The following is a 24,242-nucleotide window of genomic DNA, read 5'->3' as shown; positions in this document are numbered from 1 at the left end:
TTTCACAGGAAGCATAGCGAACGCACGCGCAATGCTCCAAGCAAACTTTGTGAACCTTTGCGCAAGGCCGGAAAGATCCATGCCAGCGACTGTGCAACCTCTCTGCTGCAACCTTTGAGTCACACGTGAGGCAGCTCATCGTGGCAGGAATGTCATTCTCTGCACATCGCGGGAAACAGCCGGGATGCTTCAGTGGAGCCCACGCGCAGCACTGCTCGCCCCGCACCACCGCATGGCATCCCTGCAAGCACTCGATACCTTCCTCTTCCACGGCATCAATCACGGTCTGGCCAATCCCGTCTTTGACGCGGCCATTCCGTATGCCAGTGGCAATGCGCTCTTCTACCCGCTGCTGCTCGCAGTGGCGGTGTTCGTCATCTGGCGCTGGCAGCGGCGCGGCTGGGCCTTCGTCTTGTTGGCGATTCTAGCCGCACTCGTCGCAAGCAACTGGGTGTGCGGACCACTGAAGGACCTCATCGAAAGACCCCGCCCCTTCGTCACCATGACTGATGTGCGCTTGCTGGCGGGGAACGGCTCCGGCTCCCACGCGATGCCCTCTTGTCATGCGGCGAACTGGGGTGCGCTGGTCGTGGTGACGTGGATGTTCTTCCGGCGCACCTGGCGTTTCATGGTACCGCTTGCGTTGCTGGTGGGCTTTTCACGGGTGTACACAGGCGTGCACTATCCTTCGGATGTCCTCGCGGGATTCATCCTTGGTGGCGTCTCCACGTGGATGCTCATCCGTGCATTGGAATGGCTGTGGCAGGCACTGGGACGCATCGCCTTTCCCGCACTGTGGGCGCGTTGCCCTTCGCTCTATCGTGACATCCCTCCGCGACCGGAATGGCTCACAAACGAAGCATCACGCGTGAGCTGGCGCCATGCGGCGTGGGTGCTGATGCTGGGTCTGCTCATCGAGCGTTTGGTCTACATCGCGAGCGGCACCATCGAGCTCAGTGAAGATGAAGCGTATCAGTGGATGTGGAGCCAGCGGCTGGACTGGGCGTACTACAGCAAGCCGCCACTCATCGCCTGGCTGCAATGGCTGGGCACGAATCTCTGGGGAGACACCACCTTCGGCGTGCGCTTCATGTCGCCGGTGCTCGCGTTGCTTTGCAATGTCCTGGTGTGGTGCTTTGTCCGTAAGCGCACGGATGAACGCACCGCCTTCTGGGTGGTGGCAGCCTTTGCCGTGACGCCATTGTTCGCCGTGGGCGGGGTGCTTCTCACGGTGGATGCTCCCACGGTACTTTTCTACACCGCGGCAGCAATGGCCATGTGGAAAGCGATGGAGCAGGACAGCACCCAGTGGTGGGCGTTCGCAGGCGTGGCCGCAGCTCTGGGCTTCCTCAGCAAGTTCTTCTCTCCCTTCCTTTGGGCCGGCCTGTTCCTCTTCCTCGCGTTCAACCGCTCCTACCGGCATCAACTTCGCAGGCCCGGTCCGTGGCTGGCCCTCTTCATGAATGTGGCTGCCGCCTTCCCGGTGCTCTACTGGAACATCACACACGATTGGGTGACGGTGACGCACCTCAAGGAGCGCGGCGGTCTGGATGGCTCGGCGCACCTGAATTTTGCCACGCTCGGTGAATTCGCGGGCTCCATCACGGGTCTGCTGAATCCGGTATTCTTCATCGCGGCAGCGTTTGCCATGTGGGGTTGGTTCCGCATGAAGGAGAAGCCAGCCCTGCTCTCCTTCCTCGTCTGCATGAGCGCGCCGGTGTTTGCAGTCTACCTTGCCCTGTCTGTGCAGGCCAAGGCGCAACCGAACTGGATCGCACCAGCAGCTCCGATGTTGTTCTTGTTTGCGGCAATCTGGTGGCATCTCCGCGCGAAGAACGGTGCACGCATGCCGGCACGCTGGCTGGCGGCGGGATTCATCCTCGGTCTGCCCGCGGTGATTTTCATTCACGACACTGGCCTCATGAAAAAGGCCGTGCGCATCGATTTGAAGCCCGGTGCAGATCCCCTGTGCCGTGTGCGTGGTGGCAGCGATCTGGCACGTGTGATGGAAGAGCAGCGCCTCAAGCTGGAGCAGGAGACTGGCGTACCCACCTTCCTCCTCGCGGATCACTATGGTCGCGCTAGCCTGATGAATTTCTACAATCCTGCGGCGCGTACCATGCTTCCAGAGCGACAGCTTTCCTACGTGCTCAGCGCGGACAAGCCGCAGAATCAATACTGGTTCTGGCCCACCTACACCTCACGCACTGGAGAGAATGCCATCTTCGTGCGGCAAGGCGCCGTGGAGAAGAAAGCGCCCAAACGCCTGCGTGAAGAGTTCGAGCAGGTGCAGAGCCTCGGCATCTTCAAAATCCGGCATGAAGGCGCGGTGTGCCAGCAGGTGCAGATTTTCGCCTGCCATGGCCTGCGTCCCCTGCCCGGCACACCTCCGGTGCATGCCCCAGTCGGCAGCTTGCAGGCGTCCGCGAGCGCAGACAGTAGAGCGGAGTGAGAGCTCTGGAGTCGCCTATGGCACTCCCTCCCCCTTCAGGGTGAGAAATACTCGACTGGCTCTCTTATTCGGGCAGCGCTTCATCTCAAAGCTGACTCAGGGGCACCGCCACCACAGGGGCAGGAGTGCCCCCGACCCTTGAACAAGGCGGAGCCTTGTTGGATGAGGGGCGTCCCGGCTCTGCGACTGCGGCTACACCAGCCCCTTGATGTCGATGAGGTACATCTGGCGTCCATTGCCACCGTGCACGGAGTCCACGACCACCTTGCGTCCATCATTGCTGGCACGCGGATGCAGGTCGCAGCGGAACTCGCCCTTGTACTCCCGCGGTTCGAAGAAGGAACCGATGGGCACCTTCTTGTCCGTGGGGATGTGATAGAGGAACGGCACCTGCATGCGACGCACCGGATCCGGATAGGTATCCATGAGCAGCCATTCGTTGTTCGTGTGTGGCACGTACGTCATATGGCCATCCACGGGAATCTTCTCCTCGCCAATCTTCGTGTACTCACGTGTCTGGTCCTTGTAGACGATCACGCGCGCCTTCTCCTCGGCATCCGGCTTGGCCCAGGCCACCAGTGTCTGACCATCGCGCCAGATGAAATGGCTCACGATGCCGCTAGGCTCCAACACGTAGGGATCCGAGCCATCGAGATTCACCGTAAACATGCGCGTGGTGAATCCGCCCGCCTTCTGCTCACGCGGAATGTCCACACGATCACGCCAGCGATGCAGGAAGATGAGGCGCTTGCCATCGGGTGAAATGAGGAGGTGATTGAACCAGTTCCACTTTTCCGTGAGATCGATGGTGGGGTGCTTGATGGCCACCGCCTGGGCGATGGAGAACACGAGCTGGGTTTCGCCTGTCTCGATGTTCATGCGCCACACACCGCTCTTGTCCGGCGCCTTGTCATTCTTGCAGGGGTCCTCGATGCCGGGATAGCCGTAGCCGCTGCGGCAGTAGTCGATGCGCGCGAAGTCGGGTGTCACGGCCCATTTACCGTCCGGGCTGATGGAGTACACCGGCATCGGCAGGGTGCGCTTCTCACCGGTCTTCACATCGAGCACGCGGCTCACGTACTTGCCATTCTCACGATCGTTCCAGATGACTTTGCTCTGGCTGCCCGGGAGCCACTGGAACATGCAACCCTGTTGCCAGCCCCACGCAGACGAAGAGCCCAGCTCGGTCCACTTGTCTCCTTCGCCGGTGTCGATCATGCCAACCTTGATGACATCTTCCGGAGATGGCGTGCGCCCTTCGAATTCGACTTGATTCGTGAGGATGTAGCGGTCCGTGGGGTCGAACTCCAGTTTGTCATAGTAGCCGAACCAGTGAAACTTCGGCCCCTTCGTCAGGGCACGCACGGGAGGGAAATTTTCTGCCGCCGCCTCCTGCGAACACAAAAAGGAGGGAAGCGAGGACAGTCCGGCGGAAGCGGCTGCGGTACGGAGAAAGGAACGACGCTGCATGGAGGCATGAAAGCACTCCCCTCCCCGCCGCTCAAGCAATGCCGTTTATGGCTTTGCCTTTTCCATCGCCCGCTTCAGAGCTTCGCGCTTGAGCTGGTCGCCATTCTCGCGCATCCACGCCAGCCGCCCCTTGCTGAGCACAATGCCGAGGGAGACTTCCTTGATGCGGCCATTCGGCTCAGCGCTGAAGTACAGGTAGTCGTAGTACGGCAGGTGGCCGATGACCACGGCGGCATTCGGCCCATCGATTTTGTCATTCGGCTCGGGATTCAGGGCCTTGAGCGCCTTGCGTACGTCCTGGGCCTGAAACTGTCCCGAGGCATTCCGGGGCACATCAATGCCCTCCATCGACAGCCTGCCCACGAAGGCCTCCATGGGGAGGTCCTTGCCCTCACGCATCGACATGAGCACATTCACCACGTCGGCATCGCCACGATCGTGATACACCGTGATGCCGAGCCGGGAGAACATGTAGAAGTCACGCTTCGGATCCGACCACTTGGAGGGAGCGCTGCCATTGATCTCCTCCACCCGCTTCACGAAGGCGGCTGGCGACTCCAGAGTGGTGACTTCCGAGCCATCCACGGAGAGCTTCCCATCTGAACTCATGCTCACCGTGATGGGATCAGGAAGGGCGCATGCCGTGAGAGGGATGAGCACACTGAATGCAGCGACCAGCACCAGCCCCAGTGCACGCCTCATGGGCTGTAGCACGCTTTCAATTCGAGGCGCGAGACGGACGCTGGATGTCATGCTGCCAGAACAGCAGAGTTCGCGGAATCCTCCAATGGAAATCGGCTCGTCGTTCATGCGAGATGCGGGTGCTGATTCACACTTTCACTGGCTGGGCACTCAACCATTTCTCGCGCCATTCCGCGCGGGAAATCTTTCCCCGGGTATTCGGAACCAGTTCGGAGCAAAGCCAGTACTTCCTCGGAAGCTGCCACGTCTGGAGACGCTCCCCGAGCCAGGCCGAGAGCCGCGCGGGGGTGAGGTCTTCTGCCGCGTTCACACACGCAATGGTATCCTCGCACCGCGCGGGGTCCGCGCTCGCCACACCAAAGACCACACAGTGCTTCACGCCTTCACATGAAAGCAGCGCGGCCTCCACATCGGCGGGATTGAGCTTGCGACCGGCGATGTTGATGGCGTCACTCACACGGCCACGCATGAGCACACGTCCCTCTTGAATCTCCACGAGGTCACTGGTGAAAAACTTGCCACCGCCGAGCGCTTCATCATCGGCAGGCCAGTAGCCCTGTCCCGCAGCAGCGCTCTCCACCACGAGGCGGCCACCTTCAGCGATGCTGAGCGTGACCCCGTCCATCGCAGTACCGGCGAGGGAGGCATCATCACGAGGCGTCGTAGCACGGTCATAGGCGATGCCGCCACATTCACTGCTGCCGAAGAAATTGTGAATCTTGATGCCGGTCTCCTCATACACACCACGCTCCACGTCCAACGGCAGTGGCGCACCCGCCGAGATGGCCAGCGCGACGGGCATCTCCTTGATGAGGCCGCTCTGCCACCACGCGCGCCACATGGCAGGCACCGCAGGAAGGGTAACACGATGGCCTACGGCACACGCCGCACGCAGGGAGGAGGGCAACGCATCCGGCACCATCACCAGCGGGTGCCCCTGCAAGAGCAGCGGCAGCACCAGATTGGAGAAGCCGTAACTGTGCGCCACGCTGATGACGGCCACGTTCGGACAGGCTCGGTCGAGTTCCATGGTGGAGCGGATGTTGTCCGCGTCCGCCGCGAGCTGCTCTCCGCGGAACATCACGGTGCGCGGTTCCCCCGTGCTGCCCGAGGTCATCTTCAAATGCGCAATGCCTGTCGGCATGCCACGCACATCCGGCACGCGTCCCCCTTCACGCTCCATGGGGCAGAGCACCGCGCCATCTCTCCACGCCCAGAGCGTCTGAATCACAAAGGCCAGCACGCCATCCGCTATGGAGGCCACGTGCAAAGCGCCCACCGCCAGCGCAGGCAGCGAATCCAAAGACCGCTGCAGGGCGGCAAAGGTCCAGGAGGCGCCCGAAACCGCGTCCATCACCGCGACTTCATCGCGATGCTGGGAGAGAGTTTGCTGCCAGCGGGCATAGAGCATTCCTGTCATCTAGACCACCCAGCGGACGGCGCAAGCATGGATGCGCCCCGGCCCGGACTCCCGCACGTGCCTCAGGCCAAATGCATGGTGACTAATCGTTTGCCAGAGAGTGTGACGCTGGGCTACACCAGATCATGCCGTATCGCGCAGGCCAGACACGTGAAGAGACGCACCGGGTGGTCATCACCGGGGCGGGCATCATCACGAGCATGGGGAACAACTGGCAGGAGAATGCCGAGGGTTTCCGCGCTGGCAGGCTCGCCTTCCGCGACATCACTGTCTTCGATGCCAGCCGTCAGCGGGTGCAGCGTGCCGGGGAGGTGGTGTTTCCAGACGCATTCCCGCAAACCCGCCTCACGCGCAGTCAGCGCAAACGCCTCGATCGCGCTTCCCGCCTGCTCGTCCATGCAGGAGTGGAGGCCATCCAGCAAAGCGGGTGGAATGCCGATGCGTTGTCTGGGGAACCCGTGCCGCTCTGCCTCGGCACCAGTGCGGGTGCCATGGCCACGGGTGAGGCCTATTACCTTGCGAAGACGAATGCGCCTGCCACGAAGACCAGCCTCGCGGAAAAGGTCATCCTGTATCTCCCGCACACACAGGCCCAGCATTTGCAGAGCGCGCTCGGCATTCACGGGCCGCTGACCATCATTGCCAATGCCTGCGCCTCGGGAGCCAATGCCATCGGGCAGGCATTCCGACTGGTGAAGTCCGGCCGCACGCGCCGCGCTCTGGCGGGTGGCTATGATGCGCTCGCGCACATGGTCTTCGCGGGCTTCGATTCCCTGCAAGCTTTGAGCACCACGCTGCCACGACCATTCGATGCGAATCGCGATGGCCTCGCACTCGGTGAAGGCGCCGCCATCGTGACGCTGGAACGTCTGGAGGACGCTCTTGCGCGTGGCGCAAACATCCTCGCTGAAATCTCCGGCTACGGCGCAAGCACCGACCTGCATCACCTCACCCAGCCGCATCCGCAAGGAGACGCGGCATTGCTCAGCATGACCCGCGCATGCGAGGAGGCCGGGGTGACACCGGACATGATACAGTATATCAACTCCCACGGCACCGGCACTCCGCTGAATGACGTGGCGGAGGGCGCGGCCATCCAGCGCTGGGCGGGCGGGCATGTGGGGAAGATCATGGTGAGCAGCACCAAGTCTGCCATCGGTCACCTCCTTGGAGGCGCGGGCGCAGTGGAGGCGGTCATCTGCCTCATCGCCATGCGGGAGGGATTTGTACCGGCCAGTTGCAGCGTGCGAACTGCGGACCCGATTTGCACCTTCGACCTGGTGCGCGAGCCGCGTGAAGCGCAGTTGGATTGCACGCTCACGAATTCGTTCGGCTTCGGTGGCGCGAATGCCACGCTCATCTTCAAGAAGCTGGCCGCATGAGCACAGACAGCCGCATCCACATCACGGGCTGGGGCGCCGTATCACCGGCGGGCTGGGGCTCAGCTTTTCTCTTTGATGCCATCAAGGAAGGTGTACCCCTGCCCTGCTCCGCATCACACCGTGGAGAAAGCGCACCGAAGTGCTGCACTCGCAAAGTGCCTGCGCCCACACCGGCGCCCGATTGGATGAAGCACAACCGCATCCGCCGCACCACCGCCGCGGCGCGCCACGCGGTGGGTGCTGCCATGGAGGCCATGGGAGCGGAGCGCCTTGCTGCCGCACAGGCCGGACAGTGGAAAGCTGGAGTCGTCTTCTGCACCACCAATGGCTGCGTGCAATTCAGCCGGCGCTTCTTTGCAGAGGCCCTGAAGGATCCTGCACTCGCAAGTCCCATCTTGTTTCCTGAAACGGTTTACAACGCCCCCGCCAGCCACATCGCCGCGCTGGCAGGGTCACCTGAGCTCAATTGCACATTGGTCGGTGACTCCAGCCAGTTCCTCCGCGGCATGGATCTCGGCGCGCAATGGCTGGAGGACGGCGAAGTGGACGCCGTGCTCGTGGTGGCCGCTGAGGAACTCGACTGGCTCACGGATGAAGCCCTGTTGTTCTTCGACCGCGATGGCGCGACGGCTGAAGGTGCCGCGGCAGTGGTGATGGAAAAAGTCCATAGGGACACGGCCAATGGTCAGAAGGGCGTCGCACTGCTTGGCATCACAGACGCATGGACCTATGGAACCGACCTGAGTCTAGCGAATGCCGCGATTGGCATGCAGGCCGAAATGCAATCCCTGCTCACCGAAGACTTCTCCAATGTGCTGCTATGCAGCGGACTCGGTGCAGCTCCCCGGGCTGACGCGGCTGAACACGCGGCGTGGAAGGGTTGGAAAGGAAAAAAAATGCGTCTCCGCCCTGTGCTGGGTGAAGCCTACGGATGCATCGCCGGATGGCAGACGGTGGCGGCCTGCGAATCGATTGCGCGAGGAGACAGCACCCAGGTGGCCATCAGCGCCGTGGGTCTCAGCGAGCAGGCCGTGGGTGCCGTGCTGGGCAAGGCCGCCTGATGCGAAGGCAGACTTGTGCTGGCCCGCATCACCGCCATGTTTGATGAATGTCGGGCACAGCATCGATACTCATCACGGGCGGAAATGGCGGACTCGGTCTGGCCTTGGGCGAGGCCTTCCTGAAAGCAGACGAAGGCAATCACGTGTGGCTGGGTGTGCGCTCGCGCAGAGAGAAGGCGGAAGCCCTCGCCACAGCGCATGCAGAGCGCTGTCAGGTCATCCCGCTCGATGTCACGAACAGCGAGCAATGGACCACTGCCGTCGAGACCATCACGAAGGTCAGTGGCAGACTCGACGTGCTGGTGAACAACGCAGGCCATCACGAAGATGCCCTGCTCGCGACCATGACGGATGCGCAGTGGAACGACGTGCTGCAGAGCAATCTCAGCGGCACCTTCCTCGGCTGCCGTGCCGTCACGCGCACCATGATGGGCCAGCGTTTCGGCCGCATCATCAATATCTCCTCCCTCAGCGCGCTCATGTCCCCAGCGGGCCAGGCCAACTACGCCGCCGCGAAGTCCGGCATGGTGGGCCTCACTCAGAGCTTCGCCAAGGAAGTGGCCCGCGCCGGCATCACGGTGAATGCAGTCTGCCCTGGTTACGTCGAAACCGATGCCCTCTCCGCCATGACCGATGACCAAAAGCGCGCCGCCATCCAGCGCATCCCCATGCGTCGCCTCGGCAGGCCGGAAGAGGTGGCCGCCGCCGTGCTTTTCCTTGCATCGGCGCAGGCTTCGTATATCACCGGGGCCACTCTCAAAATCGACGGCGGCATTCTCTGACGCCCACCCTTCTCATTTCATCCGATTTCCCAGCATGGCAGACCTCGACGCGATCAAGTTGCAGATCAAACAGGCAATGGTGGAAGAACTCATGCTCCCCCAGACCGCGGAAGAGATCGCCGATGACGCCCTCATCTTCAGCCCCCAGGGCCTCGGCCTCGACAGCGTGGACGCCCTGCAACTCGTGGTCGCCCTGGAGAAGCGCTTCGGCCTGAAGCTCCCGGATGCCGCCGCCGCTCGTGAAACCCTGCGCTCAGTGGACACCATTGCGGAAGCGGTGGCCGCGAAAGCGTAGGCGCAGCAGCCTACTTGGACTTGGCATCACTGACCACTTCCACCGGGCACTGGGGAAGTGCGCTCAGGAAAGTGCGGCCGTAGGGCTTCGTGAGCACACGGTTGTCGAGGATGGCGCAAATGCCGCTGTCACGCTTCGAGCGGATGAGGCGGCCAATGCCCTGGCGTAGCTTCAAGATGGCCTCGGGCACGGAGTACTCCATGAAGGAGTTTCCGCCATTCTCCTCGATGTGCTCCAGACGTGCGGCGGTCAGCGGATGATCCGGCACGGCGAAGGGCAGCTTCGTGATGATGACATTGCTCAGCGCCTCGCCTGGCACGTCCACTCCGGTCCAGAAACTCTCCGTGCCAAAGAGCACGCTGTGGGTGTCCTTGCGGAATTCCTCCAGCAGGCGTGAGCGTGAAAGCTGTTTCCCCTGCACGAGCAGGGTCCAGCCCCGGTCCTCGAAGTACTCCTCCATCTCCTCCGCCACGCGGTTCATCTGCGCGAAGCTGGTGAAGAGCACAAAGGCGCGGCCCTTGGAGATGTCCAGGAAGTGGCTGATCCACTTCGGCAGCGCGGCCTCGTGCTCCTTCGACCCGGGCGGCGGGATGCTCTTCACGAGGTAGAGCTTCATCTGCTTCTCGAAGTCGAAGGGACTCGCGATGCTCACGCCCACGGTGGTGTCTGCACCCACGCGTTTCTTGAAATAATCGAGCCCATTGCTGCCGCCCGTACCGAGCGTGGCGCTGGTGAGGATGCAGGGACGATCACCGCGGAAGAAGAGCGTGCCAAGCTGACGGCTCACATCGATGGGCGCGCTCCGCAACGTCATGGAGTGACGTGTATCCCCCTGGTTGCGCTCCACCCAGTACACGTGATCTTCCTCGCTCTGGTCCAGGAAGGTGGCAATGCTCTGGCGCAACGCGATGAGACGGCGCGCAAGGTCGTGCAACTCCAGCCGGGAGTTTTCGCTCGATGCGCCATCGCCCGCAGCACGGGCACGCTCCATCACACGATGCAGCGGCACACTCAGCGTATCCTCCACCAGGCCCGGTTCACGCACGCGGAACTCACGCGACTGCTGGTGGGTGAAGACACTCGACGCCTCCACTGCGCGGAAAAAAATGTCCGCGGCATCCATCGCGTCCGTCACCGCACGAGAGCCCACGGAGTCCCCCTGATGCGGGAAGTATCCCTTGCGCGTCTTGGGATTGTAGAGGCGTTGCAGCTCGAAGCGGATGTTGCTCTCCGAAACAGCCAGTCCATACGCGCGAGACGCCACGTTCTCAATCGTGTGCGCTTCATCCACGATGAGGAAGTCATTCGGGAAAAGGAAGTTCGCATCCTCCGGCAGGGTTTCCTCAGAAGAGGACAGCATGGAGAAGAAAAGCGAATGATTCATGACCAGCACATCCGCCTCCGCCATGCGACGCCGCACGGCCTGGTAAAAGCAGCGTGTTGAGCCACAGCGGCGCGGGGTGCACACATGCGCCTCACTGCACACCATGGACCACACCTTGGGAGTCGGAGTGAAATCGAGTGTGCTGAGGCTGCCGTCCTGCGTCTTCTGGCTCCACTCCCAGATGAGCTGCAGCTCCGCCTGCTCACTGCTGGTGAAAAGGTCCGGAGCCCCTTTCACCGCACGCTCAAGGCGCTGCGGGCACAGGTAGTTGCCACGTCCTTTCAGCAGTTCCGCACGGAAGGTTCGTGGCACCAGCTTCTGCACGATGGGCAGGTCCTTCTGGATGAGCTGCTCCTGAAGGTTGATCGTGTGGGTGGTGATGATGGCCTTGCGATTGTGCTCCAGGGCAAAGGTCACGGAAGGCAGGAGATATGCCAGGGACTTGCCGACCCCCGTGGCGGCTTCAATGACCACGGCACGAGTGGTTTCGAGCGCCTTCCCCACGATTTTCGCCATGCGCTGCTGCTGTGGGCGATACTCAAAATCCGGCGACTTCGCGAGCACGCCTTCCGGTGAGAATGCCTGCGCCATGCGGTCCAGCAGTGTCTGGCTGGGGGTGCTTTCGGCGTCCGAGGCGAGGTGAATCATGGAGGGGGAGCCTTTCAGATACCTGCGGATGGCATGGCGCGCAAGCAGGCGGCGAACCTTACGCGTCCGGTGCAGGTTGCATCCCACCCGATTCTGCGGAATCGTAGGTACAACACGCTGGATTCCTCACTATGAACGCGCTTCCCCGTCGCTTCCGTCCGCTCCTTTTCCTGTGGTTTCCTGCACTCGCAAGCGCTGCCTTCTCACTCATGCTGAGAGCGCAGACGCAGGAGCCTACATCTCCGCCGCCTGCGCCTGCCACAACGGCTCCCGCAACATCGGAGACCACGGCTGCCGCGGCTCCCAAGGCAGCAGAACCGGCAAAACCTGAAGCCAAGCCAGAGGCTGCTGCCGCGGGAAAACCTGCGGATGCTCCTGCATCTGCGCCCACGCCCACGTCCACGCCGGCGGCCGCCCCCAAGAAGGAGGTGACTACCAGCGGAGCTCTTCCACCTGCAACTGCCCCCAAACCGACATCGCTTCCAGAGGATGGACCATACAAGGGCAAGATTGTGATCATTCCCGTCGGGAAGGAAGACCTCATCAATCCGGCAAGATTTGAATTCATGTCGCGCACGCTGAAGCGCGCCACTGCCCAGCGGGCGGAAGCGGTCGTTTTCAACCTGGACACTCCAGGTGGCCTGGCCTGGGACACTGCCACTCTCATCATGGAGGACCTGCAGAAGCTCGGCTGCCCCAGCGCTGCCTTTGTGAATACCCGCGCCATTTCCGCGGGCGCGCTCATCGCCTTGGGCACGGACGCCATCTACATGAGCCCACGCAGCGCCATCGGAGCAGCCACGCCTGTAGGAGGCGCCCCCGGCATGCAACTGGACGAAGCCGAACGCGCGAAGACCAACTCCGCATTCATGGCAATGGCTCGTGCCGCCGCGGTGGCAAAGGGACACCACGGCGGCGTGGTCGATGCCATGATCGACAAGGATGTGGGATTCAAGCTGGGTGACGTGCAGGTGTGGCCCAAGGGCACCATCATGACGCTGGACCAGAACCAGGCCACCGCCATCTATGAGGGCAAGCCCCTGCTGGCAAAAGGCATCGTGAATGACCTGAACGAACTCATCACCAAAGAGGGATTCAAAGGAGAAGTGGTCACCGCGGAGCCGAAGGGCTTCGAACTCGTCGCCATCTTGATCACCCAGTATGCGGCCATCCTGCTGCTCATTGGTCTCGCGGCAGGCTATCTGGAAATGCAAAGCCCCGGCATGGGCATTCCCGCCGTCATCGCCACGATTGCCTTCGGCTTGTTCTTCTTCGGCCATTATGTGGCAGGCAGCCTCGTGGGCTATGAGACCGTGGTGATCTTTGTGATCGGAGTGGCCTTGATTATCGTGGAGCTCTTTGTCTTCCCCGGCCATATCCTTCCCGGCTTGCTGGGGCTCGCGTGTCTCTTTGGAGCGCTCATCTACACCATGGCCGGTTGGGACATCACCGTTCCGGATGGCAAGACCTTCCCCGTGAAATTCACCGACTACACGGCGGCCATTTGGAATCTGGCCATCGCCTTCGGTGGGGCGATTGCCATCATCCTGCTGCTCATGCGCTTCTTCCCCACTTCCGGTCCCTTTGCGTGGCTCGTGCTGAAGTCCACCGTGGGCGGTGATCAGGTGGCCATTGAAGGTCAGGGCCAGGCCAAGGCCTCCGCCATCAGCCCCGGCATGACGGGCACGACGCGCAGCGCGATGCGCCCCTATGGCCACGTCGATTTCAGCGGCACCCAGCTCGAAGCCATGGTGGTGGGAGACTATCTGCCCTTTGGCACCGAAGTCCGCGTGCGCGAGGTGCAGGGTGGGAAGATCGTGGTGGAGAAGGTGTAGCCAACTCCCTGCTTCATGCAGTCTCTCAGACAACCCATCAGGAACCCATATTCTCTGAACCCATGAGCTTCGCTTACAAACCCGCTGGCTACAACTCCGTCTCCCCCTACCTCATCGTCTCGGGAGCTGACCAGACGCTCAAGTTCCTGACCGAAGTCTTCGGCGCGCAGGAGATTCGCCGCTTCCCCACGCCCGATGGAAAAATCATGCACTCGGAGATCCGGCTGGATGACACAGTACTCATGATCGCGGACTCCGCCGAAGGCTGGCCCGTGATGCCGGCGCATGTGCACGTGTACGTTCCTGATGTGGACGCGACCTATCAGAAGGGCCTCAAAGCCGGTGCCGAATCCGTGCAAGAACCGGTGAAGAAACAGGATGCCGACAAGCGCGGCGGTTTCAAGGATGCCGGCGGCACCACGTGGTGGATTGCGACGAAAGTGGCGTGAGCCACCAAAGTAGGTTCGGCTTCAGCCGAATGATTGCGTCAACACGCGCTTTCACGTGTTCCTTCGAGTGAAGTCGAAGCCACTTTGTTACTTCGCCTTCACCCTTAGCAGCGGCGGCATATTGCTGCCGTTCTCCTTCGTGGAGAAGGCATGCACGAGGCCATCGCGAGTCGTCTCATCCGTTTCGCGGCAGATGATGAAGGTCACCATGCCATTGGTATCCTGCTTCACGAAATCCAGAATGGCCTGGCCACGGATGGTGCGCGAGCCACGGCTCACACCCTGGTCCACCTGGAACTTGCCCAGCAGCACGGCGCGTGAGGTGTCCGGAAGATGGCGGTCAACCTGCTCAGGATGGTGCGCCGGTGCCTCCTTCCAGGTGATTTCGTGCTCGTCCCAATCATCGCTGGATTCGTCCGTCACGCCGTACACCGCAAAGGTGCTGTCGGGAACCAATGTGGCAAAACCCAGATCGCTGGGCTCAATGCTCAGCACCAGCTCGACGTCTTCAACCTGTGCGCCGGAGAACTTGCTGAGGTCAAAGGCGACGTATCCCTTGCGATTCAGCTCCGGCGCGAGGCTGGAGTGCTTCACACGGAAGAAGGCGTCATCGCCGAAGTTCTTCGACTTGGGACTGCTCTGGATGTAGGCGTCCTTGCCACGTCCGTATGCCGTGGAGAGGACCTTCCATCCGCCACCGGCATCGAGAATGGTCTGCGGCTGCCAGCGCGGCGGTTCCTGGCCGGGCTGCTGGGGGCGAAGCTGGCTGGCACGCACACCCGTGTCCACCTTCTCCCCTGCCCTGAGCTTCTGGGGTTCGTTTGTGGCCTTGGGATTCACCTCCACGAGACCTTCCAGCACCTGCACGAGATACTTGCCATCTTCACCCGCGCTCACGCCGAAGCGCGTGCCGTAGTCCACGACCTTGGCATCTGGAGTATCGACGGTGAAGCCAATTGCGCTCGGAGGCACATCGGCCACGAGCGTGCCTTTCACCAGACGGCAGGCCATGGCATCCACCAGATCCAGCGTGGCAGGTGCTTCCATCACGACTTCTGCGCCGCTATCGAACTTCACTGTGGCAATGCCTTCCACGAGTTCCAGTGTACCGGGAGTGACCCGTGAACCTTCGGCAGTAGGCAGGGTGCTGCCTGCCCACTTGCAACCACGCGCCTTCACCACCGTGGCAATGGCGGCAGGCCCACTGTGCACCGTCGGCGAGGATGGCTGCTCAAGAAGCTTCCAAGCCACCAGCCCCATGGCCACCACCGCAGCAGCGGCTGCGGTCGGATACCATGACGAAAGCCTCTGAATCGTGGGCGAAGGCTTTGCCACAACCGATGGTCCTGGCTGCGCCAGTTCACGCGTCAACCGCTCATCGAGGCACAACGTGGCGTGCTGATGCATCGCCTCAGCGAAGAGTCTCCGGGCGCCGGCATTCTCACGCAGCAGCGCATTCAGCTCGGTGCGTTCGGACTCAGAGAGCGCCCCAGCGAGCGATTTCTCCACGAGTTCGAGCAAGTTCCAGTTCTCCTGCGGGCTCATGCTCACGCGGCACCTCCCTTCGCGAGTTCCTTCTCCACGCAATCCATCAACGTGTACCGCACCCGGCTGAGAGCGCGATAGACGGCACCCGCCGTGCTGCGAATGCGCTCGGCCACCTGGTCAATATCCAGATCCTCGTAATAACGCAGCAGCACGAGCTGGCGATGTTCCGTGGGCAGCTTGTGCAGGCAGGCCTGCAAGGCCTCGCGGCGATCGTCATGCGTGTCGGAAAGGCGGGACACCTCATGGTGCAGGGCTTCCAGCACATCCTCATCCAGCGGCAGGTGTTCCTTTTTCTTGGTCCGGCGGTACGTCAGAATCTGGTGGAAGGCGATCTTTCGGGCCCATGCGAGGAAGTTCGTGCCCGTTTCGAAGTTGCCGAATTCACGCCACATGACCAGCTTCGTCTGCTGGAGGATGTCATCCGCATCCGCGCTGGCATGCACGAGCGCGCCCACGTACCCGCCCAGCGCACGGTCGTGCTGGGTGAGCAGGGTGAGGAATTCGGTGGTACGGTCGGGTTCGGACATGAGGAGCCAGATTACGCCCTAGAGGCGGCTCAGGGGCAGTTTCGGACAGAAAAATTTTTGTGTCCAACTCGTACCCACTTTTGCACTCTAGGCGCAACTCATGGATTTCCGGCATCGCTCCTCCCGTTTCCAGACTGCCTCCGTCCGCATTGGTGCGGTGGCTTCCTGCCTGCTCGCCACTGTCCTGGCGGCCCACGGCGCCACCTCGGAAAAGCCTGACCCGGCAGCGCTCAAGTTCTTCGAGACCAAGATCCGCCCCCTCTTGGTGAATCACTGCACGGAGTGCCACGGCGAGAAGAAGCAGAAGCACAACCTGCGCCTCGACAACCTCGCCTACATGCTCCAGGGCGGCGACAGCGGTCCGGCCCTGGTGCCCCATGATGCCGACGCCTCTCTCATCCTGAAGGCCGTGTCCTACGAGGACCAGGACATGCAGATGCCCCCGGACGGCAAGCTCGAAGACGAGCAGATCGCCGACCTGAAGAAGTGGGTGGAGATGGGTGCTCCCTGGCCCGAGCACGAGGTGAAGTCCGCCAAGGTGGAAAAATCCGGCGAATTCTCCAACGAAGACCGCTCTTGGTGGGCCTTCCAACCGTTGAAGCCGGTTGCTCCGCCCACACTCTCCAATCAAAAATCGGGCTCGCTCCGCCCCATCGATCTCTTCGTCCGGGCCCGTCTGAAAAACGAAGGCCTGTCCGCATCCGCGCCGGCCGACCGCTATGAACTCGTGCGCCGCGTGTACTTTGACCTTCATGGTCTGCCACCCACCCCGGAGCAGGTGAAGGCCTTCGTGGAAGACAAGCGCCCGGATGCGTACGAAAAACTCATCGAGTCCCTGCTGAACCATCCGCGCTATGGCGAGCGCTGGGCACAGCACTGGCTGGATCTCACCCGCTATGCGGAGAGCGATGGCTATCGCCAGGATGCCTATCGTCCCGATGCCTGGCCGTACCGCGACTACGTCATTCGTTCCTTCAACAACGACAAGCCGTACGACCAGTTCGTGCGTGAGCAGCTTGCCGGAGATGAGATCGATCCCACGAATCCAGATGTGCTCATCGCCACCGCCTACCTGCGCAATGGCATCTATGAATACAACCAGCGCGATGCCGAAGGCCAGCGCACCGTGATTCTCAACGAAGTCACGGATGTAAGCGGCGAACTCTTCCTGGGCCTCAGCTTCGGCTGTGCGCGCTGTCACGATCACAAGTTCGACCCCATCCTGCAGAAGGACTATTACCGCCTCCAGGCTTTCTTTGCGCCCGTGGTATGGCGGGATGACCTCACCCTCGCCAACAAGGAGGAGCTGGCCTCACATGCCGCCAGACAAAAGGCGTGGGAGGACATGACGGCTGAAGCGCGCAAACCGTACGATGAATTGATCGCTGCGAAGAAGGCAGGCATGCACAGAAGTGCCGTGGAAAAGTTCCCGGATGAAGTGCAGGTCATGATGAACAGACCTGCGGCCGAGAAAAAGCCCTACGACAAGATCATCAGCTACCTCGTGGAGCGCCAGATCATCGAGGAGTACAACAAGCTTACACCTTCCAAGCAAAAGGGTGAATTCAAAGCGAAGCTCGAAGCCACGTTGGAGCCGCTGAAACCCTTCGAAGAATTCAAGCCGAAACCCCTTCAAGTCGCGTTCTCCGCCTCGGACGTGGGGACCGAAGCCCCGCCAACGATCATGAAGACGCGCCGTGGTTCTGAGGAGGTGCAGCCGGGCTTCCTCACGATTCTCGATCCCAGCGAGCCCAAGATCGCTCCTCTCAAGGACAAAAACAGCACCGGCCGCCGCACCGCCCTGGCGGATTGGATCACGCGTCCGGACAATCCCCTGAGCACCCGTGTCATCGCAAACCGGGTGTGGCAGTACCACTTCGGCCGGGGCCTTGCCGGCAGTGCGAGTGACTTCGGACGCCTGGGTGAGAAGCCCACACATCCCGAATTGCTCGACTATCTGGCCCAGGAGTTCGTGAAGCACGGCTGGAGCCTCAAGTGGCTGCACAAGGAAATCCTCATGTCCGCCACCTATCAGCAGACTGCCCGCTTGAATCCCACTGCGAAAGACAGCAAGGGCCGCTCCCTGATGAACGTGGACCCGGAGAATCGCCTGCTGTGGCGCATGAATCCGATCCGCCTCGATGCGGAACAAGCGCGCGATGCCGTGCTGGCCATCAGCGGCGAGCTCAAGCCGGACATGGGCGGCAAGAGCGAGGAGTCCGCCCAGCCCCGCCGCACCATCTACACGCGCAAGGTGCGCAACTCGCAGGACGACTTCCTGCGCAGCTTCGATGCGCCTCCTGGATTCGCCAGCGTGGCCCGCCGCGACAGCACCACCACCGCGTTGCAGAGCCTCCTGCTCATCAATGGCGACTGGCCACTGAACCGCGCCCGCGCCATGGCCGCCAAGCTCCTGAAGATGCCCGACGCCACCACGGAGCAGCACGTGCAGCGTGCGTATGAGCTCGCCTTCTCCCGCCCTCCCACGAAGGCGGAGATGAAAGCGGCCACCACCTTCATCAATCACCAGAAGAAGCTGCTCGACAAGGAACTGCCGCCGGAGCCCATCCTTGCTGGACCTCTGGTGGACGCGAAGTCTCTCTTCGGCACCCATCCGCTGGCAGGCACGAAGACCGTGGCTTTCAAACCCGGCACCGCATTTGAAAAGATGCGCGTGCAGACCCTCGACAACGAAAGCGACGAATTCACCGTGGAGGCCGTGGTGTATCTGGATTCCCTATATCCTGATGCCTCCGTGCGCACCATCGCGGCCCGCTGGAACAACGACAAGGCCAGCAAGGGCTGGGCCTTCGGTGTGACCAGTGAGAAGTCCAAGCACCAGCCCAACAACCTCATCCTCCAGCTCTGTGGAGATGACTTCCAGGGCTCGGTCATCTATGAGGTGGTGGCCTCCGGGTTGCGCATTCCGGTGAAAACTCCCTACTACGTGGCAGCCGTGCTCTCGCACAAGCTGGCTCCGGACCAGAAGTTTGGCGGTACTGTGACCTTCTACACCCGCAACCTCGCGGATCCGAATGCCCCACTGGAGAAGGTGACCGTGCAGCATCCTGTCGTGGGCGGCTATGCCAATCCCGAACGCCAGCTCACCATCGGTGGCCGCGAACGTGACAGCCGCAGCCTGTGGGACGGCGCCATCAGCCGCGTGATGATGACCAACCAGCTCCTCGAAGGCAAGCAACTCCTCATTGGTGGTGTCCAGAGCGCCCCGCGCTGCCTTTTCGACGCCCAGGCGGAAACACTGACCAACACCAGTGAGCCCAAGTTTGTGTGGGAGAAGCAGCCGGTGAAGTCCCCCACCGGCGCCACCATCTCCCCGAGGCTCGAAGCCCTTGCTGACTTCTGCCACGCCTTGATCAATTCGAACGAGTTCCTCTACCTCCAATGAACCTGGTCCCCCACCACGAAATCCTCACCAACCGTCGCGACTTCCTCCGCCGTGGAGGTGCGGGCTTTGGCGCCATGGCTCTGGCTTCGCTCATGGGCGACAGCCCGCTGATGGCCGCTCTTGGCGATGCGGGTGGCAGTCCAGCCAATCCGATGTCGGACAAGGTGCCGCACGTGGCCGGTCGTGCGAAGAATGTGATCTTCCTCTTCATGGAGGGCGGCCCCAGCCACCTCGACATCTGCGACCCCAAGCCGTTGCTGAACAAACTCGCGGGCCAGCCCCTGCCAGAGAGTTTTGGCAAGGTCATCACCGCCATGGGTGAGGCGAATGCTCCCCTGCTCGAGTCCAAGCGGACCTGGAAGCAGCATGGCGAGAGCGGCCTCTGGTTCTCCGACTGGATTCCCAACATGGCGGAACTCGCGGATGACTGGTGCGTGGTGCGCTCCTGCATGAGCGACGGCATCAACCACGCCGGCGGTGTGTGCCAGATGAACACCGGCGCCATCTTCGGCGGGCGACCCTCTCTGGGAAGCTGGGTCAGCTACGGTCTCGGCACGGAAAATCAAAACATGCCCGCCTTCGTGGTCATGAAGGACAGCGACACTGATGTGGTGAATGGCGTGCGCAACTGGAGCGCGGGCTTCATGCCTGCGGTATATCAGGGTGTACTGTTTGATGATGGCCCGCAACCCATCGCGAACCTCTACACCCCGAAGGGTATCAAGGAGGATCGCCAGCAGGGCAAGCTCGCCTTCCTGAACTCGCTGAACCATCAGCACGCCATGAGCCGCAAGGAGAACTCCGAGCTCGATGCGCGCATTCGCAGCTACGAGCTCGCCTTCCGCATGCAGGCCGAGGCTCCCGGCGCCGTGGACCTCAGTCAGGAATCTGAAGACACCAAAAAGCTCTACGGCATGGACACGCCGGAGACGGAAAACTTCGGCCGCATGTGCCTGCATGCCCGCCGTCTCGTCGAGCGCGGCGTGCGTTTCGTACAGCTCTACCACGGCGCTGGCAGCAAGTGGGACGCGCACGACAAGATCGAGTCCAACCACACCAAGTACTGCGGCCAGATGGACAAGCCCGTTGCGGGTCTCATCCGCGACCTGAAGCAGCGAGGCCTGCTGGATGAAACACTCGTCATCTGGGGCGGTGAATTCGGCCGTACACCGATGTCTGAGAAGGGCGACGGCCGCGACCACAACCCCACCGGCTTCAGCATGATGATGGCTGGCGGCGGCGTGAAAGGCGGCTCCGTGGTGGGCGAGACCGATGAGCTGGGTCTGCACGCCATCAAGGACAAGGTGCACGTGCACGACTTCCACGCGACCATCATGAACCTGCTGGGCGTTGACCACACCCGCATGATCTACCATCACAAGGGCCGCCCCGAGCGCATTGACCAGAACGAGGGCAAATTTGTGAAGAAGGTGCTGGGGTGAGCTCGCAGGTCAGGCCGGAGGCGTGGCGGCTGCCGCCACGCTGTACGCGGCCCTGAGTTGCGGATCCGTCTGGGTATGGGAACCGCGATACACCAGCAGCAACCCCAGGCGCGGATGCTCGCTCGTGTTTGGTGCGGAGTGATGGATCGTCTGGCACTGATGAATGAGCGCGTCCCCCGGCTCCAGCAGTCCGCAGAACTGCTCTGAAAGCGCAACGTCAGGCGCTTCAGCCAGGCCGATGGAATTTCCTTTTACTCCGGAGAGCTTGGTGGGCAGCATGCCCTCCCTGTGCGAGCCACGGATGTAGTACACTGGCCCGTTCTGCAGCGTCACGGGATCCATGGCAATCCAGATGGTGAGCATGTCCGGTGGCGTCTGGCAGAAATAAGCGTTGTCCTGATGATACGGGACACCTGAACCCACCCGCGCGGGTTTGTTGAACGTCTCCACTGCCATGAGGATCGGCTCACCGTGCACAAGCTGACCGGCCAGCGCCACGATCTGCTCATTCTCCACCATCTTGCAAAACTCGGGATGGTGCAGTTCCATGCGCCACAGGTTTCGCACTGTCACTCCATCGGGCTCCAAGGTACGTGCATCCGCCGGCTTCTGACTGAGATCCTCACGGATGTATCTCTCAATTTCCGTGCGAAACGCCGCCACCTGTTCGCGATTGAAGAGTCCTGGCACACGCACAACTCCATCGCGCTCATACGCATCAAGAATGCCCCGGGTATCCAATGCTGTCATGGGGACCCCAACGCCCCTGACGTGTGTCTTGTTTCATCGGTGGAATCTCACTTAATCACGAGCACAATCGCCGTCAGCATCATGGCCGCACCGAACAAGCGCCAGCGCAGGACGCTGGCGCCGAGGTGCTGCTCCTGGTTGGCAAACCAATGCCCTACCAGCCAGACCATCACCACGCTGAGCAGACCGCGTGAGGCGTAAATGACGTTCGCTGCGGTCGCCTGCCCGTGCAGAGCGATCGCGCTGACGAAAATGATGCTCTGGGTGCCGAGAAGCAGCGAGCCCATCAGCAACCAGGGCCAGGCCCCCTTTGTCACCTGACGCAGCGGCGCCTTGAACATGAAGATGAGCGAGAAGGAAAGGAGCCCGTTCATCCAGAAAATCATAGGCAGCAATCTGCCCACACCCCAGTTCGGCCCCCACTTCTGCACCAGCACGTCGAACATCGCGAAGAAGATGGCACCCGCGCCACCTGCCATGAGGGTGATACCCACATTGCGCGCCGGGCTATCGCCATCCTTCTTATTGAGAAACGCCACACCCAACACGCTCAGCAGCGCTGCCCCCCAGAGCTTCATGCTCACCCCATCTCCGATGACCAACGGTGTGAAGAACGCAATGAGCACCACCTTGAGCCCGAAGACAGGCACTGCAATGGACACATCCCCTTTCTCCAGTGCGAGGAACTGGCTGATCTGACCGAAGAAAAGGCAACCTGCGATGATGGCTGGCTGCCACAACAATTCCACCTGCACAGCCTTCCCACCCAGGAGCCACAGCAGGGAGAACAGTCCTGCCACCACTATGTTTGCCACAAACGTCGTCCGCCACAGTCCCACCCCCAGCTGGCTGGAGCGTTTCAGCAAAAGGGCACTGAAGGTATAGATGAGGGCCGCGAGGGAGGGATAAAGAATGACGGGAAGCGTGACGGGCATTGAGGTGAGGTGAGCCTTCACCCTTAGCACGAAACGCAGGGCAAGCGAGCAGGCGGCCGTTTCTTTCCCGCTAGACTGCAGGGGGAGGCTGCGTTCTTGTCGTCCCATGAAACTTCTGTTTTCTGCCCTTACCCTCGCTCTTCTCGCCACCAGCACCGCTTTCGCCGGCCAAGGGGCCAAGGTGAATCCCCCTTATGACGCCCCCGCTGTGGAAAGCGTCGACCAGGACGGCAAAGCCGTGAATCTCGCCGATGTCTACAAGGCCAACCCCTATGTGGTGGTCTACTTCTACCCGAAGGCCGACACCCCCGGCTGCACCAAGCAAGGCTGCTCTCTTCGCGATGCCAACGCGGATCTCACCAAGGAAGGTGTGAAGGTCATCGGCGTGAGCACCGACACCGTGGAAGCTCAGAAGAAGTTCGCCGATGGTCAGAAGTTCCCCTTCACCCTGCTGGCCGACAAGGAAGGCAAAGTGGTGGACGCCTTCAAGGTGCAGAAGAACGCCAAGGGCATGGCCACCCGCCAGTGCTTCATCATCAAAGGTGGCAAGGTCGTGTGGCATGACCCGAAGGGCGCCACCGAAACCCAGGCGGATGAAGTGAAGGCCGCGCTGAAAGAGCTGAAGTAAGCTGCGCTCTTTCGCTTTGATTTGAATCAAACCGGATGCCCCTCAGCGGGGTATCCGGTTTTTCTTTTGCTTGGGGCTTTGCTGGTTTCACGGCATATTGCGCGCTCATCCCCATGGCCTTTCCCATCGAAGACGAATCCCTGCTCAAGCGCATGGCCAAGATTGGCCTGCGGGACGAGGACATTGAGGAGACGTTCATCCGCGGCACCGGTGTCGGCGGGCAAAAGATTAACAAGACCAGCAGCACCGTGGTGCTCGTGCATGTGCCAACGGGTGTTGAAGTGCGTTGCCAACGTGAGCGCAGCCAGAGTGTGAACCGTCTCGTGGCACGTGAAGAGTTGTGCTCCAAACTCGAGCAGAAGCTGCAGGCCGTGCGCCAGGAGAAACGCGATGCCGTGGAAAAGAAAAAGCGCCAGAACCGCAAGCGTCCCCGCGGCGTGAAGGAACGCATCCTCCAGAGCAAGCACAAGCGCAGCGACGTGAAGAAGAAGCGGGCAAAGGTGCGCGGCGGACGCGGAGAGGAGTAGCAGCTACAGCGAAAGGCACGGACTGCGCGCTAAATTTCTTCAGATGCGCCGCAGATTGAAAAATGGCATACTGAAAACATGACGGGCACTGAGACACTCGCAGCGCGCCTTGGCACCACGGTGCATAAGTCGGTGCTGCTTCGTAGTCTTGCACGACGCGGGTTGAAAACCGCGGATAGCGTAGCCAGAGAGGCTCAACGGCGGGGACTCGACTACTACATACCAACAGGAAATACCGAAGGAGGCACAGGCTCGCCAACTTCTGACGTGGGTTTGGAGGAGCTAGTCGTGGCACTCATCCATCCCTGCCTGCCTTGGGAGCCACAACGTTTTCGTCTTGCGGCGGCACTCATGGCAGCACCCGGGGTCGACCCAGTATTGTTGGCAAATCTGGCCGTACATGAACGCGCTGTTCTTCCCTTGGCCGACATAGGGCGGGCCGGAAAGGCTGCTGAACCTGGGGTGAAATTCTGGACCACATTGTTGTCTCACATCCCCTTTGACCTTCCGGTGCCTGCGGGAGTCATGCCCCATCCCTCCCGATACATGGTGATACCTGGCAAGGTGCGCCCAGGCGCCACAGGGAAGGCTCAATGGGT

At 61.5% G+C, this 24,242-nt stretch carries 19 protein-coding genes; 11 read left to right on the top strand and 8 right to left on the bottom strand.

The window, feature by feature from the left end; all coding sequences use genetic code 11:
- Positions 1–232 precede the first annotated feature (232 nt).
- On the top strand, positions 233–2,452 hold the full coding sequence (locus tag DES53_RS19335) for a glycosyltransferase family 39 protein (protein WP_170157227.1): 2,220 nt from the start codon (positions 233–235) through the stop codon (positions 2,450–2,452).
- A 192-nt stretch (positions 2,453–2,644) separates the two neighbouring features.
- Here the strand turns inward: DES53_RS19335 and DES53_RS19330 are convergent, their stop codons facing one another.
- From DES53_RS19330 to DES53_RS19320, 3 genes are read right to left on the bottom strand one after another with little or no spacing between them, the layout of a single operon-like run.
- Positions 2,645–3,922 (bottom strand): TolB-like translocation protein, encoded by a 1,278-nt coding sequence (locus DES53_RS19330; protein ID WP_211325616.1) that lies wholly within the window; start codon positions 3,920–3,922, stop codon positions 2,645–2,647.
- A 45-nt stretch (positions 3,923–3,967) separates the two neighbouring features.
- On the bottom strand, positions 3,968–4,732 hold the full coding sequence (locus DES53_RS19325; protein ID WP_147263497.1) for a hypothetical protein: 765 nt from the start codon (positions 4,730–4,732) through the stop codon (positions 3,968–3,970).
- Positions 4,733–4,751: 19 nt separating this feature from the next.
- A complete protein-coding gene (locus DES53_RS19320) occupies positions 4,752–6,044 on the bottom strand; it encodes a class I adenylate-forming enzyme family protein (RefSeq protein ID WP_113959947.1) in 1,293 nt (430 codons plus the stop codon).
- A gap of 125 nt (positions 6,045–6,169) precedes the next feature.
- Here DES53_RS19320 and DES53_RS19315 point away from each other — a divergent pair, with 125 nt between their 5' ends.
- The 4 genes from DES53_RS19315 to DES53_RS19300 are packed head-to-tail and all read left to right on the top strand — an operon-like array spanning position 6,170 to position 9,564.
- Positions 6,170–7,426, top strand: a complete 1,257-nt coding sequence (locus DES53_RS19315) for a beta-ketoacyl-[acyl-carrier-protein] synthase family protein (protein ID WP_113959946.1) — start codon at positions 6,170–6,172, stop codon at positions 7,424–7,426.
- Complete coding sequence (locus DES53_RS19310) at positions 7,423–8,487, top strand: beta-ketoacyl-[acyl-carrier-protein] synthase family protein (protein WP_113959945.1); 1,065 nt, start codon at positions 7,423–7,425, stop codon at positions 8,485–8,487. The genes DES53_RS19315 and DES53_RS19310 overlap by 4 nt, the downstream gene beginning before the upstream one ends.
- 47 nt (positions 8,488–8,534) lie before the next feature.
- Positions 8,535–9,269 carry a 3-oxoacyl-ACP reductase FabG gene (fabG, locus tag DES53_RS19305; RefSeq protein WP_113959944.1) on the top strand — a complete coding sequence of 245 codons (735 nt, stop codon included), beginning with the start codon at positions 8,535–8,537 and terminating at the stop codon, positions 9,267–9,269.
- Between the two features lie 34 nt (positions 9,270–9,303).
- Positions 9,304–9,564: an acyl carrier protein gene (locus DES53_RS19300; RefSeq protein WP_113959943.1), complete on the top strand. Its 261-nt coding sequence runs from the start codon at positions 9,304–9,306 to the stop codon at positions 9,562–9,564.
- Positions 9,565–9,574: 10 nt separating this feature from the next.
- Here the strand turns inward: DES53_RS19300 and DES53_RS19295 are convergent, their stop codons facing one another.
- Complete coding sequence (locus DES53_RS19295) at positions 9,575–11,596, bottom strand: ATP-dependent DNA helicase (RefSeq protein WP_113959942.1); 2,022 nt, start codon at positions 11,594–11,596, stop codon at positions 9,575–9,577.
- 131 nt (positions 11,597–11,727) lie between these two features.
- Here DES53_RS19295 and DES53_RS19290 point away from each other — a divergent pair, with 131 nt between their 5' ends.
- Together DES53_RS19290 and DES53_RS19285 are read left to right on the top strand one after the other, a co-directional pair.
- On the top strand, positions 11,728–13,431 hold the full coding sequence (locus DES53_RS19290) for an NfeD family protein (RefSeq protein WP_113959941.1): 1,704 nt from the start codon (positions 11,728–11,730) through the stop codon (positions 13,429–13,431).
- A 62-nt stretch (positions 13,432–13,493) separates the two neighbouring features.
- The gene (locus tag DES53_RS19285; RefSeq protein ID WP_113959940.1) at positions 13,494–13,880 is read left to right on the top strand and encodes a VOC family protein; all 387 of its coding nucleotides are present in this window, start codon (positions 13,494–13,496) and stop codon (positions 13,878–13,880) included.
- A gap of 87 nt (positions 13,881–13,967) precedes the next feature.
- Here DES53_RS19285 and DES53_RS19280 read toward each other — a convergent pair whose 3' ends face one another.
- Together DES53_RS19280 and DES53_RS19275 are read right to left on the bottom strand one after the other, a co-directional pair.
- Positions 13,968–15,425 carry a DNRLRE domain-containing protein gene (locus tag DES53_RS19280; RefSeq protein ID WP_147263496.1) on the bottom strand — a complete coding sequence of 486 codons (1,458 nt, stop codon included), beginning with the start codon at positions 15,423–15,425 and terminating at the stop codon, positions 13,968–13,970.
- 2 nt (positions 15,426–15,427) lie between these two features.
- Complete coding sequence (locus DES53_RS19275) at positions 15,428–15,955, bottom strand: sigma-70 family RNA polymerase sigma factor (RefSeq protein ID WP_113959938.1); 528 nt, start codon at positions 15,953–15,955, stop codon at positions 15,428–15,430.
- A gap of 100 nt (positions 15,956–16,055) precedes the next feature.
- Here DES53_RS19275 and DES53_RS19270 point away from each other — a divergent pair, with 100 nt between their 5' ends.
- Positions 16,056–19,361, top strand: a complete 3,306-nt coding sequence (locus DES53_RS19270) for a DUF1549 domain-containing protein (RefSeq protein ID WP_113959937.1) — start codon at positions 16,056–16,058, stop codon at positions 19,359–19,361.
- On the top strand, positions 19,358–20,803 hold the full coding sequence (locus DES53_RS19265) for a DUF1501 domain-containing protein (RefSeq protein ID WP_113959936.1): 1,446 nt from the start codon (positions 19,358–19,360) through the stop codon (positions 20,801–20,803). Before DES53_RS19270 ends, DES53_RS19265 begins: the two co-directional genes overlap by 4 nt.
- A gap of 9 nt (positions 20,804–20,812) precedes the next feature.
- On the opposite strand, the gene DES53_RS19260 is transcribed toward DES53_RS19265, so the two are convergent.
- Both DES53_RS19260 and DES53_RS19255 read right to left on the bottom strand, forming a co-directional pair.
- Positions 20,813–21,553: a phytanoyl-CoA dioxygenase family protein gene (locus DES53_RS19260; RefSeq protein WP_113959935.1), complete on the bottom strand. Its 741-nt coding sequence runs from the start codon at positions 21,551–21,553 to the stop codon at positions 20,813–20,815.
- 47 nt (positions 21,554–21,600) lie between these two features.
- A complete protein-coding gene (locus tag DES53_RS19255; RefSeq protein WP_170157226.1) occupies positions 21,601–22,488 on the bottom strand; it encodes a DMT family transporter in 888 nt (295 codons plus the stop codon).
- A gap of 106 nt (positions 22,489–22,594) precedes the next feature.
- On the opposite strand from DES53_RS19255, the gene DES53_RS19250 reads away from it, so the two are divergent.
- Together DES53_RS19250 and DES53_RS19245 are read left to right on the top strand one after the other, a co-directional pair.
- Positions 22,595–23,116, top strand: coding sequence for a peroxiredoxin (locus DES53_RS19250; protein ID WP_113959933.1), 522 nt, complete (start codon positions 22,595–22,597; stop codon positions 23,114–23,116).
- 113 nt (positions 23,117–23,229) lie between these two features.
- Complete coding sequence (locus DES53_RS19245; RefSeq protein WP_113959932.1) at positions 23,230–23,643, top strand: peptide chain release factor family protein; 414 nt, start codon at positions 23,230–23,232, stop codon at positions 23,641–23,643.
- Positions 23,644–24,242 lie beyond the last annotated feature (599 nt).

Origin of the sequence: Roseimicrobium gellanilyticum (assembly GCF_003315205.1) — a bacterium.
Classification (GTDB): Bacteria; Verrucomicrobiota; Verrucomicrobiia; order Verrucomicrobiales; family Verrucomicrobiaceae; genus Roseimicrobium; species Roseimicrobium gellanilyticum.
This window is presented reverse-complemented; position numbering and strand designations above follow the sequence as displayed.